14 protein-coding genes are annotated in these 21,799 nt (G+C 66.0%); all 14 read right to left on the bottom strand.

Annotated elements, in window-relative coordinates; all coding sequences use genetic code 11:
- Nucleotides 1-208 precede the first annotated feature (208 nt).
- On the bottom strand, nt 209-4,168 hold the full coding sequence (locus GD1_RS16755) for a DNA-directed RNA polymerase subunit beta' (protein WP_059038388.1): 3,960 nt from the start codon (nt 4,166-4,168) through the stop codon (nt 209-211).
- A 44-nt stretch (nt 4,169-4,212) separates the two neighbouring features.
- Nucleotides 4,213-7,710, bottom strand: coding sequence for a DNA-directed RNA polymerase subunit beta (rpoB, locus tag GD1_RS16750; protein ID WP_020791287.1), 3,498 nt, complete (start codon nt 7,708-7,710; stop codon nt 4,213-4,215).
- Between the two features lie 308 nt (nt 7,711-8,018).
- Complete coding sequence (locus GD1_RS16745) at nt 8,019-9,068, bottom strand: hypothetical protein (RefSeq protein WP_059038386.1); 1,050 nt, start codon at nt 9,066-9,068, stop codon at nt 8,019-8,021.
- Entirely contained in the window at nt 9,068-9,706 is a 639-nt protein-coding gene (locus tag GD1_RS16740) for a hypothetical protein (RefSeq protein ID WP_020789724.1), read from the bottom strand. Before GD1_RS16740 ends, GD1_RS16745 begins: the two co-directional genes overlap by 1 nt.
- A 117-nt stretch (nt 9,707-9,823) precedes the next feature.
- Entirely contained in the window at nt 9,824-11,110 is a 1,287-nt protein-coding gene (locus tag GD1_RS16735) for an MCE family protein (protein WP_059038385.1), read from the bottom strand.
- Nucleotides 11,107-12,366, bottom strand: a complete 1,260-nt coding sequence (locus GD1_RS16730) for an MCE family protein (RefSeq protein ID WP_053778232.1) — start codon at nt 12,364-12,366, stop codon at nt 11,107-11,109. Before GD1_RS16730 ends, GD1_RS16735 begins: the two co-directional genes overlap by 4 nt.
- Before the next feature lie 10 nt (nt 12,367-12,376).
- Nucleotides 12,377-13,723, bottom strand: coding sequence for an MCE family protein (locus GD1_RS16725; RefSeq protein ID WP_059038383.1), 1,347 nt, complete (start codon nt 13,721-13,723; stop codon nt 12,377-12,379).
- On the bottom strand, nt 13,723-14,841 hold the full coding sequence (locus tag GD1_RS16720) for an MCE family protein (protein ID WP_373855340.1): 1,119 nt from the start codon (nt 14,839-14,841) through the stop codon (nt 13,723-13,725). Before GD1_RS16720 ends, GD1_RS16725 begins: the two co-directional genes overlap by 1 nt.
- A gap of 8 nt (nt 14,842-14,849) precedes the next feature.
- Nucleotides 14,850-15,935: an MCE family protein gene (locus GD1_RS16715; protein ID WP_020789720.1), complete on the bottom strand. Its 1,086-nt coding sequence runs from the start codon at nt 15,933-15,935 to the stop codon at nt 14,850-14,852.
- The gene (locus tag GD1_RS16710; protein WP_059038381.1) at nt 15,932-17,260 is read right to left on the bottom strand and encodes an MCE family protein; all 1,329 of its coding nucleotides are present in this window, start codon (nt 17,258-17,260) and stop codon (nt 15,932-15,934) included. Before GD1_RS16710 ends, GD1_RS16715 begins: the two co-directional genes overlap by 4 nt.
- Before the next feature lie 3 nt (nt 17,261-17,263).
- Complete coding sequence (locus tag GD1_RS16705) at nt 17,264-18,136, bottom strand: MlaE family ABC transporter permease (protein WP_020789723.1); 873 nt, start codon at nt 18,134-18,136, stop codon at nt 17,264-17,266.
- Between the two features lie 2 nt (nt 18,137-18,138).
- On the bottom strand, nt 18,139-18,945 hold the full coding sequence (locus GD1_RS16700; RefSeq protein WP_059038379.1) for an MlaE family ABC transporter permease: 807 nt from the start codon (nt 18,943-18,945) through the stop codon (nt 18,139-18,141).
- A gap of 6 nt (nt 18,946-18,951) precedes the next feature.
- Entirely contained in the window at nt 18,952-20,172 is a 1,221-nt protein-coding gene (locus tag GD1_RS16695; protein ID WP_059038378.1) for an ABC transporter ATP-binding protein, read from the bottom strand.
- Nucleotides 20,173-20,429: 257 nt separating this feature from the next.
- A complete protein-coding gene (locus GD1_RS16690) occupies nt 20,430-21,722 on the bottom strand; it encodes a glycosyltransferase 87 family protein (RefSeq protein WP_059038376.1) in 1,293 nt (430 codons plus the stop codon).
- Nucleotides 21,723-21,799: the final 77 nt, after the last annotated feature.

Genomic DNA, 21,799 nt, shown 5'->3' with positions numbered 1-21,799 from the left:
GCGTGGATGGTTGAGCCAGGACCGAGCATCGCGAGGACCTGAGTCGAAACCTCAGACAGCCGAACTCGCCAACGCAACCACCACAAGTTCAGCTCAATCATCGAATAGAGGCCTGCTCGATCATCGGAGAAGACCCCGACCACACAAAAACGCCCGCCCCCACACTCGGAAGTGTGGGGGCGGGCGTCTTGTCTTGCGCTACAACCGTTTACCGGTAGTCGCCACCGGAGAAGCCGTAGTCGTCGAGCGGCACCGCAGCACCCGACGGAGCACCGAAGGTGCCGTCCGGGCTGTAGTAGGTGTCGTCGTAGGCCGGCATGGCGTACGCCGCGGCGCGCGCCTCCTCGGTCGGCTGGACCTGGATGTTGCGGTACCGGTTGATGCCGGTACCGGCCGGGATCAGCTTACCGATGATCACGTTCTCCTTGAGACCGATCAGCTTGTCGCTGCGGCTGTTGATGGCCGCATCGGTCAGGACACGCGTGGTCTCCTGGAACGACGCCGCCGACAGCCACGACTCGGTGGCCAGCGAGGCCTTGGTGATACCCATCAGGACCGGACGTCCGGCGGCGGGCTCGCCACCCTCGGACACGACCTGACGGTTCGCCGTCTCGAACTCCGACCGCTCGACCAGCGAACCGGGCAGGAACTCGGTGGAGCCGTGATCGATGATCGTCACGCGACGCAGCATCTGACGCACGATGGTCTCGATGTGCTTGTCGTGGATCGACACACCCTGGCTGCGGTAAACCTCCTGGACCTCGTTGACCAGGTGCACCTGCACCTGACGGGGGCCCATCACGCGCAGCACCTCGTGCGGGTCGGCGGCACCTTCCATGAGCTGCTGACCGACGTCGACGTGGTCACCGTCGGCGAGGAGACGCTCGGAGCCGTCGTCGTGCTTGAACACACGCAGACGCTGACGCTTCGAGATCTTGTCGTAGACAACCTCTTCCGAGCCATCATCGGGGATGATGGTGATCTTGTAGAAGCGGTCGTCGTCCTCGAGACGCACCCGGCCGGAGACCTCGGCGATCGGGGCCTTGCCCTTGGGGACACGAGCCTCGAACAGCTCCTGGACACGCGGCAGACCACCGGTGATGTCGTCACCGACGCCACCCTGGTGGAAGGTACGCATCGTCAGCTGGGTACCGGGCTCACCGATCGACTGGGCCGCGATGATACCGACGGCCTCGCCGATGTCGACGAGCTTGCCGGTGGCCATCGAACGGCCGTAGCACATCGCACACACACCGGTACCGGTGCCACAGGTGAGCACCGAGCGCACCTTGACCTCGGCGATTCCGGCACCGAGGAGGGCCTCGATCGCCGGGTCACCCAGGTCGTGGCCGCGTTCGACGACGACATTGCCGTTCACGTCCACGGCGTTGGACGCCAGGGTACGGGCGTACGCCGAGGTCTCGACGTGCGCGTCACGGATGATCGTGCCGTCCGGCTGCTTCTCACCCAGCGGCACCAGGATGCCGCGCTCGGTGCCACAGTCGGTCTCGCGGACGATGACGTCCTGCGACACGTCCACCAGACGACGGGTCAGGTAACCCGAGTCGGCGGTACGCAGGGCGGTGTCGGCCAGACCCTTACGGGCACCGTGCGTGTTGATGAAGTACTCGAGCACGGTCAGGCCCTCACGGAACGAGGACTTGATCGGACGCGGGATGAACTCACCCTTCGGGTTGGTCACCAGACCCTTCATGCCCGACAGGTTACGAACCTGGGTCAGGTTACCCGTGGCACCCGACCGCGGGATCATGATGATCGGGTTGTCCTCGGGGTAGTAGTCCTCCATGACCTTGCCGACCTCTTCGGTGGCCTGCTTCCAGATCTCCACCAGGGCGTCACGACGCTCGTCCGGGGTCAGCGCGCCACGCTGGAACTTGCGCTCCAGGCCGTCGGCCCGCTCCTCGTAACGCTCGAGGATCTCCGCCTTGGCCGGCGGCACCAGCACGTCGGCCATCGACACGGTCACACCCGAACGGGTGGCCCAGTAGAAGCCCACGTCCTTGAGCTTGTCCACGGTCTGTGCGACGACGATCATCGGGTAGCGCTCGGCGAGATCGTTGATGATCGCGGCCTGACGCTTCTTCGGCATCTGCTCGTCGACGAACGGGTACTCGGCCGGCAGCAGCTCGTTGAACATCACCCGACCCAGGGTCGTGATGGTGGTCCACGGCTGCCCGTAACGCCAGCCGTCCGGGAACTGCTCGGCCTCGACCTCGGCCGGCGGACGCTGATCCTTCAGACGCACCTTGATGCGCGACTGCACGGTCAGTGCACCGCGGTCGACGGCCATGATGGCCTCGGCCGGGCTCGAGTACACGCCCTGCTCTGCCTCGTCGGCGGTCGCGGCCCGGTACTCGCCCTTCACACCCTCCTTGAGGGTGGTCAGGTAGTACAGGCCGGTCACCATGTCCAGACGCGGCATGGCGAGCGGACGACCCGACGCCGGCGACAGGATGTTGTTGCTCGACAGCATCAGGATGCGGGCCTCGGCCTGCGCCTCCGCACTCAGCGGGAGGTGCACGGCCATCTGGTCACCGTCGAAGTCGGCGTTGAAGGCCTCACACACCAGCGGGTGCAGCTGGATGGCCTTGCCCTCCACCAGCTGCGGCTCGAAGGCCTGGATACCCAGACGGTGCAGCGTCGGTGCACGGTTCAGCAGCACCGGATGCTCGGCGATGACCTCTTCGAGGACGTCCCACACGGCGGGGCGCTGACGCTCCACCATGCGCTTGGCCGACTTGATGTTCTGTGCCTGGTTCAGGTCCACCAGACGCTTCATCACGAACGGCTTGAACAGCTCGAGGGCCATCAGCTTGGGCAGACCACACTGGTGCAGCTTGAGCTGCGGACCGACGACGATGACCGAACGGCCCGAGTAGTCGACGCGCTTACCGAGCAGGTTCTGACGGAAACGACCCTGCTTGCCCTTGAGCAGATCGCTCAACGACTTCAGCGGGCGGTTGCCCGGCCCGGTGACCGGACGGCCACGACGACCGTTGTCGAACAGGGCGTCGACCGACTCCTGCAGCATCCGCTTCTCGTTGTTGACGATGATCTCGGGCGCACCCAGATCGATCAGTCGCTTGAGGCGGTTGTTGCGGTTGATCACACGGCGGTACAGGTCGTTGAGGTCCGAGGTGGCGAAGCGGCCACCGTCGAGCTGCACCATCGGGCGCAGCTCCGGCGGGATCACCGGAACCGCGTCGAGCACCATGCCCAGCGGGGAGTTGCCGGACTGCTGGAACGCCGCAACCACCTTGAGTCGCTTGAGCGCACGCAGCTTCTTCTGGCCCTTGCCGCTGCGGATGGTCTCGCGCAGCGACTCGGCCTCGGCCTCGATGTCGAAGCTCTCGAGGAGCTTCTTGATGGCCTCGGCACCCATGGACCCGGTGAAGTACTCGCCGTAGCGGTCCTGCAGCTGGTGGTACAGCTTCTCGTCGATGATCAGGTCGCCGGGGGCGAGCTTGGTGAACTTGTCCCACAGCTCGGCCAGACCGTCGAGCTCGCGCTGCGCAGCGTCACGCATGCGGCGCATCTCGCGCTCGGCACCGTCACGCACCTTGCGGCGCACGTCGGCCTTGGCACCCTCGGCCTCCAGCTCGGCCAGATCCTGCTCGAGCTTCTGCTGACGCTCGTTCAGGTCGGCGTCACGCTGGTCGGCGACGGTCTTCTTCTCGACCTCGATCTCCGCCTCGAGCGTGGACAGCTCGTTGTGACGGAGCTCGTCGTCGACCGAGGTGATCACGTAGGCGGCGAAGTAGATGATCTTCTCGAGATCCTTCGGCGCCAGGTCGAGCAGGTAGCCGAGACGGCTCGGGACACCCTTGAAGTACCAGATGTGGGTGACCGGCGCGGCCAGCTCGATGTGACCCATCCGCTCACGGCGCACCTTGGCCTTGGTGACCTCGACGCCGCAGCGCTCGCAGATGATGCCCTTGAAGCGGACACGCTTGTACTTACCGCAGTAGCACTCCCAGTCGCGAGTCGGTCCGAAGATCTTCTCGCAGAACAGGCCGTCCTTCTCCGGCTTCAGGGTGCGGTAGTTGATCGTCTCGGGCTTCTTGACCTCACCGTACGACCAGTTGTGGATGTCGTCGGCCGTGGCGAGACCGATCTTCAGTTCGTCGAAGTAGTTGACGTCGAGCACTTGTTACCTTTCCAGAGCTCTGTTGTCAGTGGTGGTGAGGGCGGTCAGTTCGCGAGATCGTCGACCGTGGCCGACTCGTTGCGCGACAGGTTGATGCCGAGGTTGGCAGCGGCACGCTCCAGGTCCTCGTCGTCGGTGTCGGCCATCTCGATCGCCGCACCGTCGCTGGAGAGCACCTCCACGTTCAGGCACAACGACTGGAGCTCCTTGAGGAGCACCTTGAACGACTCGGGGATACCGGGCTCGGGGATGTTCTCGCCCTTGACGATCGCCTCGTACACCTTCACGCGGCCGACCACGTCGTCCGACTTGATGGTGAGCAGCTCCTGCAGGGTGTAGGCGGCGCCGTACGCCTGCATCGCCCAGCACTCCATCTCACCGAAGCGCTGGCCACCGAACTGGGCCTTACCGCCGAGCGGCTGCTGGGTGATCATCGAGTACGGACCGGTGGAACGCGCGTGGATCTTGTCGTCCACCAGGTGGTGCAGCTTGATGATGTACATGTAGCCGACCGACACCGGGTACGGGAACGGCTCGCCGGAACGACCGTCGAACAGCATCGCCTTGCCGTCACCGTTGACCATGACCTCGCCGTCACGGTTGGGCAGGGTGGAGCTGAGCAGACCGGTCAGCTCCTCCTCGCGCGCACCGTCGAACACCGGGGTCGCGGTGTTGGTGTCGGGGGCCGCCGAGTACATGTCCTCGGGCAGCTTCGACGCCCACTCCGGCACACCACCTGCGACGTCGACGTTCCAGCCGGCCTTGGCGATCCACCCGAGGTGGGTCTCCAGGATCTGGCCGATGTTCATACGACGCGGCACACCGTGGGTGTTCAGGATGATGTCGACCGGGGTTCCGTCCGGCAGGAACGGCATGTCCTCCTGCGGGAGGATCTTGCCGATGACACCCTTGTTGCCGTGGCGGCCGGCCAGCTTGTCGCCGTCCTGGATCTTGCGCTTCTGGGCCACGTACACGCGGACCAACTCGTTGACACCCGGGGCCAGATCGTCGTCGTCGTCACGGCTGAACACGCGCACACCGATGACCTTGCCGGTCTCGCCGTGCGGCACCTTCAGCGAGGTGTCACGAACCTCGCGCGCCTTCTCACCGAAGATCGCGCGGAGCAGACGCTCTTCCGGGGTCAGCTCGGTCTCGCCCTTCGGGGTGACCTTGCCGACCAGGACGTCGCCGTCGCGGACCTCGGCACCGATGCGGACGATGCCGCGCTCGTCGAGATCGGCGAGCACCTCGTCGGAGACGTTCGGGATGTCCCGGGTGATCTCCTCGGCACCGAGCTTGGTGTCGCGGGCGTCGATCTCGTGCTCCTCGATGTGGATCGAGGTGAGGACGTCCTCCTCCACGAGGCGCTGCGACAGGATGATCGCGTCCTCGTAGTTGTGGCCCTCCCACGGCATGATCGCCACGAGCAGGTTCTTGCCCAGCGCCATCTCGCCGTTCTCGGTACACGGACCGTCGGCGAGGACCTGACCGGCCTCGACACGCTGCCCCTCGTCCACGATCGGACGCTGGTTGGCGCAGGTGCCGTGGTTGGAGCGGGCGAACTTGCGCATCCGGTATGTGTCGCGGGTGCCGTCGTCGGCCATCACGGTGATGTAGTCGGCCGAGACCTCCTCCACCACGCCGGTCTTGCCGGTCACGATGACGTCACCGGCGTCGACGGCGGCACGCAGTTCCATGCCGGTACCGACCAGCGGCGACTCGTTGCGCACCAGCGGCACGGCCTGACGCTGCATGTTGGCACCCATCAGGGCGCGGTTCGCGTCGTCGTGCTCGAGGAACGGGATCATCGCGGTCGCGACCGACACCATCTGGCGCGGCGAGACGTCGAGGTACTCGACCTGGCCGGCGCCGACGAACTCCACCTCGGAGCCCTTCTTACGGACCAGGACGCGCTCGTCGGTGATGTGACCGTCCAGACCGTAGGCGGTGTTCGCCTGGCCGATGAGGTAGCGGTCCTCCTCGTCGGCGGTCATGTACTCGATGGTGTCGGAGACGACACCGTCGACGACCTTGCGGTACGGGGTCTCGATGAAGCCGAACGGGTTGACCCGCGCGTACACCGACAGCGAACCGATCAGACCGATGTTGGGACCCTCAGGGGTCTCGATCGGACACATCCGGCCGTAGTGCGACGGGTGCACGTCACGGACCTCGAGGCCGGCACGCTCACGCGACAGACCACCCGGGCCCAGCGCCGACAGTCGACGCTTGTGGGTCAGACCCGACAGCGGGTTGTTCTGGTCCATGAACTGCGACAGCTGGGAGGTTCCGAAGAACTCCTTGATCGCGGCGACGACCGGGCGGATGTTGATCAGGGTCTGCGGGGTGATCGCCTCGACGTCCTGGGTGGTCATGCGCTCACGCACGACACGCTCCATACGCGACAGGCCCACGCGGATCTGGTTCTGGATCAGCTCGCCGACGGTACGCAGACGACGGTTGCCGAAGTGGTCGATGTCGTCGACCTCGATCGGCACCTCGAGGCTCCCCGGACCTGCCACGGTGGAGAACCCGACGGTGTGCGGGTCGGCATCGTGCAGACGGACCAGGTACTCGACGGTGGCCGCGATGTCCTCACGGGTCAGCGTCGACTCACCGGTCATCGGGTTGGCGGTCAGACCGAGCTTCTTGTTGACCTTGTAGCGGCCCACGCGGGCCAGGTCGTAGCGCTTGTCCTTGAAGAACAGGTTCTCCAGGAGGTTCTCCGCCGACTCCTTGGTCGGCGGCTCGCCCGGACGCAGCTTGCGGTAGACCTCGAGCAGCGCCTCGTCCTGGTTGGCGGTGTTGTCCTTCTCCAGGGTGGACATCATGATCTCGGAGAACCCGAAACGCTCGGTGATCTCCTCGTTGGTCCAGCCGAGGGCCTTCAGCAGCACGGTGACCGGCTGACGGCGCTTGCGGTCGATGCGGACACCGACGGTGTCGCGCTTGTCGACGTCGAACTCCAGCCATGCGCCACGGCTCGGGATGACCTTGACGGTGTGCAGGGTCTTCTCGGTGGACTTGTCGATGTTGGCATCGAAGTACACGCCGGGGCTGCGGACGAGCTGGCTCACCACGACACGCTCGGTGCCGTTGATGATGAAGCTGCCCTTGTCGGTCATGATCGGGAAGTCGCCCATGAAGACGGTCTGCGACTTGATCTCACCGGTGTTGTTGTTGATGAACTCCGCGGTGACGAAGAGCGGCGCCGCGTAGGTCATGTCCTTGTCCTTGCACTCCTCGACGGAGGCCTTGACCTCGTCGAAGTGCGGCTCGGAGAAGGAGAGCGACATCGAGCCGGAGAAGTCCTCGATGGGCGACAGCTCGTGCAGGATGTCCTCGAGCCCGCCGACGGGATTGTCGTCACCACGGGCGATCGCCTTTGCGCGCCACTCGGGAGACCCGACAAGCCATTCGAACGAATCGAGCTGGAGGTCGAGGAGGCCCGGTACCTCCAGGGGTTCGCTGATCTTCGCGAACGAGGCGCGGTGCGGTGCGCCCGGGATGGTGGTTGAGGTGGACTGGCGATCGACTGCCAAGGTGCGTCCTTCCAACACGATGTGTCTGCCTAGCTTCGGTAAGCGTGGCCGGGTGGGCCGTTCGCTGGTGACAACCTGAACGGCGATACCCACAGCTCACAGGAAGTGGCCGGAAGGGAGATCGTTAGGTGGACAGGAGGCAGCCAGCGCAACGTCCAACTATAGCAGGAAACAGACGCACTTTGTCAAGCGGCGCCTCGCGAATGATTCGCGCTGGTGGCTGCCTGCGCTGAATCGCTGGTGACAGATTGGCCCTCGGAAGCCCCCACGTCAAGCACTACGCGCCGATTTGTGGAAAGAAACCCATGTCAGACCGCTTCCACCTGCGAGATGAGCCACTGATCGCCCTGCTTGACCATGTGCAGCTGGGTGCGCGGCGTGCCGCTGTTGGTGGCCTGACCGTTGACGCTCTCGCTCACCACCAGGTTCGCCAGCACCACCGCCGTCGCGCCGTCACCGTTGCCGGTGAGGTCGCGGACACCGATCACGTCGACCCGGCATTCGGCGACGGCCTTGGTCTGGTCGAGCAACTGCTTCTGGGTCGGCAGGTAGTCGTTGAACTCCTTGAGTGCCTGCCCGGTCAGCACCGCGCGGGCCTGGCCGGCCCACTGGTCGACCTTGGTGCCGTCGGCGGCGATCGCCGTACACACCTTGGTCTGCGCCTGCGCGGTGAGGTCGGTGGTGGCGGTCTGGTCGATGAACGCCTTGTTCTCCCCGATCGTCACCCCGGGATGGAATCCGAGGATCACCGCCACGACGGCGAGCACCGCGGCCACACCGGCCAGGATCGCGATCAGACGGGTCGAGAACAGGCCCGAACCGCTCGCACGCCCCGGCCGGGGAGCCCTGGCCGGACGCGTCGATCGTGACGCCGCCGCGGGCCTGGCCTGGGGCTTGATCGTCGACACCCGCGCGACCGTGCGCGTCTTGCCGGTCGGGGCCGGCCGCCCGGCGGTCGCCTCGTCGGACTCGACGTCATCAGTATCTGCATCACCGACGTCGGCATCAGCATCGTCGGCACCAGTATCGGCGGCACCAGCATCGTCGACATCACCAGATCCGTTGTCCGGCTTGGTGAGTGAGATCTTCGAGGACAATTCCGCGTCCCCGGTGCTGTCGGGGTCTCCGCTGCCGGCCGGCTGCTCGATCACCTCGGTGATCTCGGCCTGCGTCTCCGCCACATCGGTCGTGGACTCGACGGCGGCCTCCGGGACGGCCTTCGCCGGGACCGTCTTCTCTGCGGCAGTCGTGTCCGCGGCAGTCGTGTCCGCGGCAGTCGTGTCCGCGGCATCGGTCGGACGGCGCGTGCCGGCCACCTTCGGCCGGTAGCCGGGCCGACGCGGTTGCTTGTTCGCCATCAGTTACCCCCTGCCGGGGCCTCACTGGACGGGGTGCTCCCGTTCTGTGCACTTTCGGTCGGCTGCACGGCGATGCCGTCGAGCGGGGTCACCTTGACCGCCTTCCACGTTCCGTCGATCTTGCTCATCCCGACCAGGAAACCCATCGTGTTGGGGGTCTCGGCGGCCTGGCCCGGGGTCTTCCCCGTCACCGCGAGATAGACCAGCACCTGGGCGCTGTTCTCGTCGGCGTTCACCTCGGTGGGTGCCGACCGCACGATCCGCGACGACGTCGAGCCCACCTGGTCACCGGCCTGCTTCAGGGTCGGTTCCAGGCTGCCCACGATCTGCTGGCGGACCTGGGTCAGGGCGTCTCCGGCAAAGCTGCTCTCCAGCCGCTTGTCGAAGCCCGCCATGTCCTTGGGGTCGATGGTGGTGACGTTCAGCATCGCCTGCTCGGCGGCGCCGGTCGCCTCGTCACGGGCCGACTGCGTCGGGCCCTGTGAGGTGTACACGTCGTATGCCCGGTACCCGAAGATCGCCACGCATACCGCTGCGGCGAGGACGGCCACGATGGCCACCACCCCGCCGATGGTGCGTATCGACGCACTCCGGTCCGTCTGCTTTCCTGCGGTACTGCTGTCCTGCTTGTTCGCCACGCCGTCCTAACTCACTTCACCGGGCCGAATGCCCGTCTCGTGACCGCGACGCGGCGGGTCACCCCCGCCGCCGTCGCGCGCCACGGTACCGATCAGACCTGAGAGCTCTTCATCCGCTCAGCCGCCCAGCCCGTCACCGAATCCACCCGGCTGCTTCGCCTTGACGCCCATCAGGAACGCCAGCTGCGTGGCCAGCGGATTCAGGTTCAGACGGTCCGGATCCTTCTTGGGGGTCTTGTCCCACGGCTGCGCGGTGTCCGGGTTGGCGTACTCGACGCGGTTGGCGCTGCGCACGCCGGTCGGGTTGCCGAAGGGCACCGTGCACGACGCGTTCGTGTTGAACGGGAAGTCGTCGTAGCGGATGTCGAAGGTCGGGTCCTTCTTCTTGATCTCGTCGATCATCTTCTGGGTGCTCTCGTATCCGCGCGTACATGCCGCCGGGTTGTTGGTCTCGAGCACCACACCGAAGTGGATCTGGCCGTCGCCGGGCGCCGGGGAATGGCTGCCCGCCGACAATGCCGACAGCATCGCGAACGTCATCGACGTCGTGTACGTGGCCGGCTCGATGGTGCGGGCCACCTCTGCGAGGTCGCCGACGACCTTGCCGAGGTCGCCGCCGTTCTTCTGGATCAGTGCCGACAGCTGCGTCGCCGACGCGGTGCCGGTGGTCAGCAGACGTCGCAGATCCGGATCCGCGGTGGCCAGCGTCGCCGACACCAGGTCCAGGTTGTGCGCCCAGTTCAGGATCTCGTCGGACTGCTCGGCCTGCGTACCCAGCACCACCTGCGAGTTCTGCAGCAGCGAGATGGTGTCGCCGATGTTGTCCGCGCCGGCCGCGGCCAGCTTGTCCAGCGAGTCGACGAGCCGGGTCAGGTTGTCGGCCTGCCCGTTGAACGCCTTGCCGAGTTCGGTGATCACGGTGTGCAGGTCGTCCACCGGGATCGATCCGGTGAAGTCGATCGCCGAGCTCACCACGTCCTCCAGGGGCGGCGGCAGCGAGACGTTCTCGGCCGGGATGACCGACCCCTTCTCCAGATACGGTCCCGACGCCGACGCCGACATCGGCTGCAGGTCGACGTACTGCTCACCGATCGCCGACCGTTCGGCCACCACGGCCTTGACCGCCGCGGGGATCTTCGGACCGCCCGAATCCATGTCGAGGGTCACGTCGACCCCCTTCTGGGTGAGCGTCAACGGTCCGACACGACCGGCCGGGATGCCCATGTAGGTGACCTCGGCGTTGGTGAAGATGCCGCCCGAGGCCGTCATCTGGACGGTCACCTTGTAGGTGCCGACACCGGCCAGCTTGTCCAGGCGCGCGTACTTGGCGCCCACGTACACCAGGGCGACGATGCCGACCACGGCGAACACGATCAGCTGGATCTTCGCGATGCGGGAGATCATGCGGGCACTCCGATCGTCGCCAGCGTGCCGTCCAGGATGCCCTGCCCCTGCTTGGGGGTCGGGGCGAACGACGCCGGGTAGGTGCCGCCGGACGGCGGGGTGTTGGGGCCCGGACGCGAGTCGGGACCCGGCGGGACCAGGGTGATCGTCGGCCAGCCGTACCGCGGGCCGTTGCCGTTGTAGTACGGGTTCTTCGGGTTCACCGGGACGTTGTGCCGCTTGGGCGGCGAGTACACCGGATTGCCCTGGCCCACGCCGAGCGCCTCGAGCTGGTTGAGGGTCCGCAGATCCAGCGTCATGAACAGGTTGGTGGAGTCACCCTGCACACCCGGCAGCAGCCAGTCCGGGAACGGATGGGTCAGCATCAGCGGGGCCGCGGTGATCAGATCCGGTGCGGCCTTGGCCAGTTCGGTCAGGACCGGGCGCAGCGCCTTGAGATCGGTGACGATCTCCTCGTGGGCACGGCCGAGCACATCGGTGCCCACCTCGCCCAGCTTGTCCAGCTTGGTCAGCAGGTCGACGAACTGCGGGCGCTGTTCCTCGAGCACCGCCACACCGGCCGGCATCTGCTGCAGGATGCGTTCGATCTGCTCGGTCTGGTTGTTGGCCCGGGTCGACAGCTTCGCGAGTCCGTCGATCGCCGAGATCAGGTCGTCACGCTGCCGGTTCAGGCTGGCGATCAGGCTGTCGGCGTTCTCGATCAGACCGCGGAACTCGTTGGTCCGGCCCTCGAACGCCTTGTTCAGCTCGCTGACGATCGGCTGCAACTGGTTGATGCCGCCGCCGTTGAGGAGCATCGCGAGCGCACCGAGCACCTGCTCGATGTCGGTTGCGGTGCGGGTGCGGTCCAGCGGGATCGCCTGGTCCGGGTTCTGCCGCGGTGCACCCTCGGTGTCCTTCGGCTCGTCGAGCGAGACGAACTTCTCACCCAGCAGCGAGGTCTGCTGGATCGAGGCACGCGCCTCGTCGGAGAGGTTCACCTCGTTCTTCACCTTGACGGTGACCAGCGCGTACCACTCGTTGTCGGGGACCTCGACCTTGGTGACGCGGCCGATCGCGATGCCGTTCTGCTTGACCGCCGACTGCGGGACCAGATCCAGGATGTTCGCGAACTGGATCCGGTAGGTGCGCGGGTTGTCGCCGACGTCGACGCCGCCGGGCAGCGGGATCGACTGGATGCCGTTGGTGCTGCATCCGGCCACCATGAGCACGGTCAGCAATCCCACCAGCAGCGCCGGAATCCGGGGAAAACGCATGCGGCGCATATCAGTTTCCCCCTGTTCCGGTGGTCGGCGCCGACGCCGGCCGACTGGTCGACGGCCGTGCCGGTGTGGACGACCGCGGTGTGCTCGTCGGACCCGGGCTGAGATTCGGGTTCGGCGTCCCCGGGACGGTGCCCGGCACCGGGTAGCGCTGCAGCTTGTTGTTGCTCATGATGCCGAAGGGCAGCACCGGCAGCAGCGGTTCGAGCACCCCGTTGGTGATCTGCCTGCCCAGCGTCGTGCACTGGTTGATCAGCGGCGCGAGCGTGTCGGAGAACTGCACGGCGGCCGGGTTGCCCGGCAGCAGCTGACCGAGGTCGAGCAGCTTGCACTGCGCGCCGATCAGGTCCTGCAGATCCGGGATCGTCAGTCGCATCGCAAGGGTGCCGGACTCGGCGTCGTAGGCGTTGATCAGGTTGTTGATCGTCAGCGGCAGCACCGTCAGCACCTCCTTCAGCGACGTCTTGGTGTTGAGCAGCGCCTGGGTGGTCGGGGTGAGGTCCTTGAGGGTCTCCCCGATCTGTTCCCGGTTGTCCTGGATGAACCCGGCGACGTCGCCGAGCGCGATGGACAGCCGGTTGAGGGCGGTGCCCAGCTGGTCCCGTTCCCCCGCCAGGAAGGAGTTGAAATCGGCCATCTGGGTGTTGAACTGACGCACCTGGGCGTCGTTCTCCCGCAGCGCCCCGACGAAGACGTTGAGGTTCTTGATCGTGTCGACCAGGTTCCCGCGGCCGTCGGACAGGGTGGTGCTGGCCTTGGACAGCTGCTCGATGGCCTGCCCGAGCCTGGCACCGTTGTCCTGCAGGTTGTCGGCGCCGGTGCGGACCAGATCGCTGACCGCACCGTTCTTGTTGGCGCCGTTGGGGCCGAGGGCCTCCGACAACTTCTGCACGCTGCTGTAGACCTCGTCGATCTCCACCGGGACCATCGTCTGGTCCACCGACAACGTGATGTTGTCGGAGGCCTTGGGGCCACCGGAGTATGCCGGGGTCAGCTGGACGTAGCGGTCGGCGACCACCGACGGGATCACCTGCACCGCACGCACATCGGCAGGCAGGTCGACGCCGCGGTCGACGGTCATGGTGACCTTGACGGTGTCGCCGGCGGGCTCCACCTTGTCCACCTTGCCGACGGCGACGCCGAGTACGCGGACGTCCGAACCCTCGTAGATGCCCACCGTTCGTTTGAACGTCGCGGTCACCTTGGTGGTGCCGATCGAGGAGAACACCCACCACAGGGCGCCCGCCACGATCAGCGCGAGGATCAGTCCGAGCACGATGAACACGATGTGCCGCGGGGTGAACCACCGGCCGGGGCCGGAGGTGTTGGTCAGATCTGGAGCAGTGGTCATCATCCGGCCTCTGTTCCGCCGTTGTTCTGCAGGACTGTCTTGTTGGGCAGTCGGGTGGTGTTCTGCTGCGGCAGACCCGGCGGCAGGAGGTTGGTCACCACCGACTCGAACCAGCGACCGTTGCCGAGCACGTTGGCATAGAGCCGGTAGAACGGCGCCATGTTGGTGATCGAGGCCTGCAGGTTCTCGTTCTGTTCCTTGAGCAGCGTGTTGACGCCCTTGAGCGAGGTCAGCGCGGGCCCGATCTGGGCCTGGTTGTCCTTGACGATCCCCGACAGCGCATTCGACAGCGTGGTGGTGCTGGTCAGCAGCGCGGAGATGCTCTTCTGGCGGTTGTTCAGCTCGTCGAGCAGCTGTCCGGCACCGGCGATGAGCTTGACGAACTCCTCGTTGCGGTCGGCCAGGATCTTCGAGGTGTGCTTGGTGGCCTCGAGGAGCTTCTGCACCTCCTGGTCACGGCTGGCGATGGTGTTGGACAACCGCGAGATGCCCTCGAGTGCCGGCCCCATGTCCCCCGACGTCCCGGAGAAGGCCTCGCTGAGCGTGCGCATCGAGGTGGCCAGCTGGGTGGTGTCGAGTTCCTGGATCTGATCGGTGGCATCGGAGAACGCCTCGATCACATCGTACGGCGAGACCGTGTCGGTCAGCGGCACGTCCGGGTCGGCGGCCTCGTCGCCCCGCGGGACGAGTGCGAGGTACTTCTGCCCGAGCACCGTCTTGATCTGGATGGACGCCTGGGTCTGGTTGCCGATCCAGGTGTTGGACACCCGGAAGTCGACGTTGACGCGGTCCCCGTCGAGCGAGACGGCGTTGACCTCGCCGACCTTCACACCGGCCACGCGCACCTCGTTACCCGCCTTGAGTCCGGCGGCCTCGGTGAACTTGGCGGTATAGGTGGCGGCCTGCCCGATCAGGGGCAGCGAGTTCAGGTAGAACGCGGAGGTGGCCACCATCAGCATGATCAGGATGCCGATCCCGCCGATGCTGACCGGACTGCGGCGCCCGGCGAAACGCCGGTGCGGGTGTGCCGCGGCGGGTGCGGGTGCGGCGCTGGACCCCCCTGCGGCGCTGGACGCCTCGCTCATGTTCTCCCCTGCGTCGTCGTTGCGGTCTGCCATGTTCTCGCTCACCCCCCTGGCTGCGTTCCGTCACGCCAGCAACGGGTGGCCGCACTGGTGTAGAGCACGTGGTTGATGTCGGGCAGCGGGACCAGCGGCTGGGTCAGCAGCGTGGACTTGCCGTTGCCTGCGACGACGTCGATACCGCACAGATAGAACTGGAACCACGAGCCGAACGTCGCCGCCCGGCCGATCTTCTCCAGCTTCACCGGCAGGTTGGTGAGGATCTCCGCGACATCGTCGTTGCGGGCGTTGATCTGGTCGGACAGTGCCTTCAGACCCGCGATGTCGCCCTGGATGGCCGGCCGCGACTGGGACAGGATGGACCCGGTCACGGTGGTCAGGTTGGACACCGAGGTGATCGCCGATCCCACCGAACCACGTTGTGCGGCAAGGCCGCTCACCAGCTTGGAGGTGTTGTCCAGCAGGGAGCTGAACTGTTCGTCGTTCTTGTTGACCGTGTCGAGGACCGAGGTCAGGTTGGTGATCAGTTCCCCGATCACCTTGTCCCGGTCGGCCAGCGAGTTGGTCAGCGACGAGGTGTTGGAGACCAGCGAGCTGATGTTGTCGCTCTCACCCTGGAAGATCTTGATGAGCTGATCGGACAGGGTGTTGACGTCGGCGGCCGACAGCTGCCGGAACAGCGGCTTGAAGCCGTTGAACAGCTCGGTCAGGTTGACCGCCGGATGGGTGTCGACGTTGGCCGGGTCGGTGCCGAAGGTGTGTCCCGGTCCGACGGTCGACGACGCCTCGCCCGCCCCCTTCTCCAGCGCCAGGTACCGCAGGCCGGTGAGGTTGCGGTAGCGGATGTAGAGCTGGGTTCCGGTGGGCAGCGCCGAACGGTCGACGCTGAACTTCACCATCGCCTTGTTCTGCTCGTACACCGACACGTCGGTGACCTGGCCGATGCGCACACCGGCGATCCGGACGTCGTCGCCCGGGTTGAGCATGGCGGCGTCGGAGAAGACGGCGCTGTACTTGTTGTTCCCGCCGCCGCCGGCATTGGCGATGGTCAGCGCGAGCAGGCTCGTCGCGACCACGGTGACCACGGCGAAGGTGATCAGCTTGACCAGCGGTGCCACGATCGATCTCACTGGATGTGTACCTCCGCCTTGGACAGCGCGGGCCCGCCGATCATGGTGACCCAGGTCGGCACGTCGGCCGGGCGGGTCCCGGTGGTGCTGCCGTAGATCACCTTGAGCTGCGTCCGGTAGTTCGGGTCGTCGTAGGGCGACGACGTGATGGTGCCGACCGGGGTGGTGGTGAACTGCGGCTGCGGCAGCGTCTTCACGTTGCGCGGACCGGCATTACGCGACGGCGGCTGGTAGGAGCCGTCGGCCAGGCCACCGCCCGGGTACTGCGGGAAGGGTCGGCCGTCGGTGGCCGGTTCGTAGCAGACCGCCGGCGGGTCGAGGTCGAAGAACCGTGGTTCGTCCTGGTTGGGCAGGTAACGCCCGCGTGGGTTGACGAACTGCAGGTTCACGCGCACACCCGGGTTGGGGGTGCCCACACCGACGATGTTCTTGGACTCCGGGATCAGGGTCGCGAAGTTGCGGAACGTGCACACGAACGTCGGCGACTGCTTGGCCAGACCGGTGAGCAGTTGCTCGGAGTCGACGAACAGGTCGACGAGGTTGTCGCCGTTGCGCTGCAGCCAGCCGGTGGTGTCGGTGGCGGCGACGCCGACGGTCGAGATCAGGGTGCGGAAGTCGTTCTGCCGCTCGTTGATCGTGTTGGTGGTGATGCGCAGGTTGTCCAGGGCGTCGATCACGTCGGGCAGCGCCTCGGAGTAGGTCTGGGAGAAGCTGGCCAGGCCGCGGACGGTGCCCTGCAGTGCGCTCATGTTGTCGTCGACGTTCGAGAAGATCGTGTTGAGGTCCTCGACGGTGGCGCCGAGCTTCTCACCGCGTCCCTGCAGGGCCGACGACAGCGCGGTGAGCGTGACGTTGAGGTCCTGCGGCGGGATGGCCTGCAGCACCGGCAGGAGCTTGTCGAACAGCTCCTGCACTTCCTTGGCGTTGCCGGACTTGTCGGTGACGATGGTGTCGCCGTCGGACAGGCCCGGTCCACCGGTGGTGGGGACCTGCAGGTCGACGTACCGCTCACCGAACAGGGTCTTGGGCAGGATGCGGGCGGTGGTCGAGGTGGGCAGTTGCGCGGCCATCGACGGGTTGAGGCCGAGCTCCACGTCGACGGTGCCGTCCGGGGACGGTTCCACGCTGCGGACCTCGCCGACCACCACACCGCGCGCCTTGACGTCGGCGTTGGCCGGCAATGCGTTGCCGATCGCGTCGGTCGTGAGGGTGACGGTGGTGAAGTCGGTGAAGGACTTGTTGAACTTCATGATCGTCAGCGTGAAGAACAACGCGACGACGACCAGGAAGGCGATGCCGAGGAGTCGGCGGCGCACGGTCGCCACGGCCTAACCTCCCACTCTGACGGTCGTGGTGGTGCCCCAGATCGCGAGGCCCAGGAAGAAATCGAGGACGGCGATCAGGACCAACGCCGCTCGGACGGCGTGTCCCACCGCCACGCCGACGCCGGCCGGGCCGCCGCTGGCGTAGTAGCCGTAGTAGCAGTGCACCAGGATGATCACGAACGCGAAGACCAGCACCTTGCCGAACGACCACAACACGTCCGCCGGTGGCAGGAACAGGTTGAAGTAGTGGTCGTAGGAGCCACCGGACTGGCCGTTGAACACGGTGGTGATCACCCGGGATGCCAGATACGCCGACAGCAGGCCGAGGACGTAGAGCGGGATGACGGCGATGAAGCCGGCGATCACGCGGGTGCTGACCAGGAACGGGATGGACGGCACGGCCATCGACTCGAGGGCGTCGATCTCTTCGGAGATGCGCATCGCACCGAGCTGTGCGGTGAAACCGCAGCCCACCGTCGCCGACAGTGCGAGGCCGGCCACCAGTGGCGCCACCTCACGGGTGTTGACGTAGGCCGACAAGAAGCCGGTCAGGGCCTGCGAACCGATCTGGTCGAGGGCCGCATACCCCTGCAGTCCCACCACGACGCCGGTGAACCCGGACATCAGGACCATCACGCCGACGGTGCCGCCGATGACGGCCAGGCCGCCGGAACCGAAGGCCACCTCGGCCAGCAGTCGCAGCACTTCGCGGGTGTAGTGCACCAGGGTTCGCGGAATCCACACCAGGGTGCGGCCGTAGAACGACATCTGGTCGCCGGCACCGTCGAGCATCTTCAACGGTTTGCCGAGCTGTTTACGTGCCTCGTACAGGTAGTACTCGGGACGGCTCTTGGAGATCGTCACCCCACCGGTCACGCCTAACTCCCCTTCGGCGGGACGATCTGCAGGTAGACCGCCGTGATGATCAGGTTTGCAAGGAACAGCAGCAGGAAGGTGATGACGACGGACTGGTTGACCGCGTCACCGACTCCCTTCGGGCCGCCCTTCGGGTTGAGACCCTTGTAGGCGGCGACGACGCCGGCGAGGACACCGAAGATCGCGGCCTTGACGGTCGAGATCCACAGGTCCGGCAGCTGGGCGAGGGCACCGAACGATGCCAGGTAGGCGCCCGGCGTACCGCCCTGGACGACGACGTTGAAGAAATAGCCACCACCGATGCCGACCACCGCGACCAGTCCGTTGAGCAGGATCGCGACCAGCACCATGGCCAGTACGCGGGGCACGACGAGACGTTGGATCGGGTTGATACCGAGCACCTGCATCGCGTCGATCTCCTCGCGGATGGTCCGCGAACCGAGATCGGCGGCCACGGCCGATCCGGCGGCGCCCGCCACGAGCAGTGAGGTCACCAGTGGGGATCCCTGCTGGATCACCACGAGCACGCTGGCGGCGCCGGTGTACGACTCGGCGCCGAGCTGCTTGATCAGCGAGCCGGTCTGCAGCGAGACGATCGCGCCGAACGGGATCGCGATGAGCGCCGTCGGCAGGATCGTGACGCTGGCGATGAACCAGGCCTGCTGGATGAACTCACGCCACTGGAACGGGCGCGCAAAGGTCTGGCGTGCGACGTCGACGAAGAGCTGGACGATGTTGCCCGTCTGTTCGAGGGCACCGGTCCCCGCTCTTGCGATCCGGTCGACGCCACGCGTGGTGGCACTGGCCATTGTGTGTTAGCTCCGCCCGTCGCCGTGTCGTGGCTTCTTGGTGGTGTCGACCTGTTCGGTCGGGGCATCGGCAGGGGTTTCCCACTGCTGGGTGGGGGCGTCGTTCCCGCCGAAGTCGTAGACGTCGGTGGGCGCATCGGCGACCGCGACCGAGCCGGGTGCGGTGGCGGTGGCGGTGGTCCATTCGGCGGCACCGGCCTGACCCTGGCCCTGCTCGTGGGCACGCTTGGTGGCGAGGACCTCGTCCTCCATCGCCATCGATTCGCGGATGGCCTGTTGTGCGTTGGCCGGCAGGCTGGGCAGCAACTCCAACACCCGCTGACGATGCCGACCCACCGCCTTACGCTCGGGCATACCCGGATTCGGCTGCACCTGCGGAATGATCTCGGTGAAATCATCCTTCGTACCACCACCGGAGATACCCGCGGCCTGCATCGCCGCCTCCGCAGCAGCCACCGCCTCGTCCTTCTCCTCCGACATACCGATCGGTCCGAACCGATCACCGGACAAGAACTGCTTGACCACCGGCTGCTCCGAGGTCAACAACTGCTCCCGCGGACCGAACATCACCAACTCCTTCCGGAACAACATCCCGATGTTGTCCGGAATCGTCCGCGCGATGTTGATGTTGTGCGTCACGATCAGGATCGTCGCATCGATCTGCGCATTGATATCGATCAACAACTGCGAGATATACGCCGTACGAACCGGATCCAGACCCGAGTCCGGCTCATCACACAAGATGATCTGCGGATCCAACACCAACGCCCGCGCCAGACCCGCACGCTTACGCATACCACCGGAGATCTCACCGGGGAGCTTGTCCTCCGCACCGGCCAGACCCACCAGATCGATCTTCTCCATCACGATCCGACGAACCTCGTCCTCCTTCTTCTTCGTGTGCTCACGAAGCGGGAAGGCGATGTTGTCATACAAACTCATCGACCCGAACAACGCACCGTCCTGGAACAACACCCCGAACAGCTTGCGGATCTCATACAGCTCTTTGGCCGAACACTGGGTGATATCGGTGCCATCGATGATCACCGACCCCTGCTCCGGATGCAGCAGACCGATCAACGTCTTCAGGAACACCGACTTACCCGTACCCGACGGCCCCAGCAACGCACTGACCTCACCCGACGGCAACGTCAACGACACATCACGCCAGATGTTCTGCGAGCCGAACGACTTGGTGAGCCCCTCGACACTGACCTCTACACCCACTGTTTCCTCCCAGACGATCGCTGCCCCCAGTGGCCGTCGCGGTGCGACGGCTCACGACCCGGCGACAAGTGTGGCTGGGGTCACTGTATCGGACAGGCCGATGGCCGACTGACCTCATCACACCGAACCGTTCTCAGCGCGGCCGTGAGGGAAATCTACCAACCGGTAACTTATCCCTCGCGCGATGACATTAGCCGATTGTCGGGGACATGCAAAGTGGGCCGGGCGCCATTGGCCGGCCGTGGGTGAAACAGGACTCAGGAACCACCGGTGGTGACCTGCGGCACACCGTCACCGGCGGCCGTGGAGGCGGGCACCGCGGGCTCCCACGCCTGGCGCACGCGGGCCAACGGCAGCCACCACGACACCGCCAGCACCAGCAGCAACCAGATCAGTGACGAGTTGCCGTAGAGGTTCTCCCACCATGTCCAGTCGAGTTCACGCAGCTGCGACGACGGCAGGAACAGGGACGGCCCCGGCAGCTGGGCGATCAGACCGAGCACGCCGAGCGCGATGAACACCCGGTTGCGGGCCCGGATACCGACGGCGAGGAACACCAGGATGAACACCGAGGTGAGCACCCAGTGGTGGATCCAGGCGGCCGGGGTGAGCAGCAGGGCCACCGCCCAGGCGGCCAGGAAGCAGAGTTCGTACTCCTTGCGCCAGGCCAGGTACCAGGCGAGCACCAGACAGTAGAGCCCGGCCAGGGCGCCGAGCAGCATCCACCACAGGGAGCGTTCGTGGTCGGCCATACCCATCCGGGCCAGGACGCCGGTGATGCCCTGGTTGTAGACGAAGGCGAGTCCGCCGATCCGGTCCGGGTCGAAGACCGTCTCGGTCCAGTACTTCCAGGAATCCGACGGGTTGATCAGCCAGGCGATCCCGGTGGCCGCCACGAACCCGATGACGACGTTGATCGCCGCCCGCCACTGCCGGCGCACGAGGAAGTAGATGACGAGGACAGCGGGCGTCATCTTGATCGCGGCGGCGATGCCGACCAGCAGACCCCGATACGGCTCGGCCCATGCGGGGCGTCTGTCCCACAGCGTGTCGGCGATGACCAGACCCGCCAGGATCAGGTTGATCTGCCCCAGGTCGAGGGTGATCCGGACGGGTTCGAGCTGCAGCGCCACACCGGTGAGCATCATCGACCAGCCGATCGCGAGGTCACCGCAGCCGACGCGGCGCAGCAGGATGCGGATCAGCCACCAGGTGAGCGCACAGCCGAGGATCAGGAAGATCACCGACACCAGTCGCACCGGCAGCCAGCTCATCGGGACGAACGAGAGCGCGGCGAACGGCGGGTAGGTGAACGGCAGGATGGAATCGTTGGCCTGGGGCATCGGGCCGTCGTAGAGCGGTTGCCCGTGGAACAGGAACTGGCCGCCGTAGCGGTAGATCTGCAGATCCACCGGCGGACCCCAGTACTCGACCGGGCCGACATGCCACAGCCACGGCTGCCCGAAGACGCGGGCGATCGCCAACACGAGCACGATGGCCCCGATGACGTTGATGGCGGTGAACGCCCGGCGGGATACGGCTGCAGTCACGCGGGCACATGTTAGTCGTCGCGGCTTGCATATCCGAAAACACCTGTGGTCCCACGGTGAATCGGCCCGATTCCCGA

It is taken from the genome of Gordonia desulfuricans NBRC 100010, assembly GCF_001485495.1.
In the GTDB taxonomy this organism is placed as follows: domain Bacteria; phylum Actinomycetota; class Actinomycetes; order Mycobacteriales; family Mycobacteriaceae; genus Gordonia; species Gordonia desulfuricans.
Note: the sequence above shows the minus strand (reverse complement) of the source record. Positions and strands in the feature narration are given on the sequence as shown.

What these genes read in the sequence shown, in the direction of transcription:
- GD1_RS16745 (WP_059038386.1), bottom strand. Translation starts at nt 9,068, where the DNA reads ATGGCGAACAAGCAACCGCGTCGGCCCGGCTACCGGCCGAAGGTGGCC.
- GD1_RS16735 (WP_059038385.1), bottom strand. Translation starts at nt 11,110, where the DNA reads ATGATCTCCCGCATCGCGAAGATCCAGCTGATCGTGTTCGCCGTGGTC.
- GD1_RS16730 (WP_053778232.1), bottom strand. Translation starts at nt 12,366, where the DNA reads ATGCGTTTTCCCCGGATTCCGGCGCTGCTGGTGGGATTGCTGACCGTG.
- GD1_RS16725 (WP_059038383.1), bottom strand. Translation starts at nt 13,723, where the DNA reads ATGACCACTGCTCCAGATCTGACCAACACCTCCGGCCCCGGCCGGTGG.
- GD1_RS16720 (WP_373855340.1), bottom strand. Translation starts at nt 14,841, where the DNA reads ATGGCAGACCGCAACGACGACGCAGGGGAGAACATGAGCGAGGCGTCC.
- GD1_RS16700 (WP_059038379.1), bottom strand. Translation starts at nt 18,945, where the DNA reads ATGGCCAGTGCCACCACGCGTGGCGTCGACCGGATCGCAAGAGCGGGG.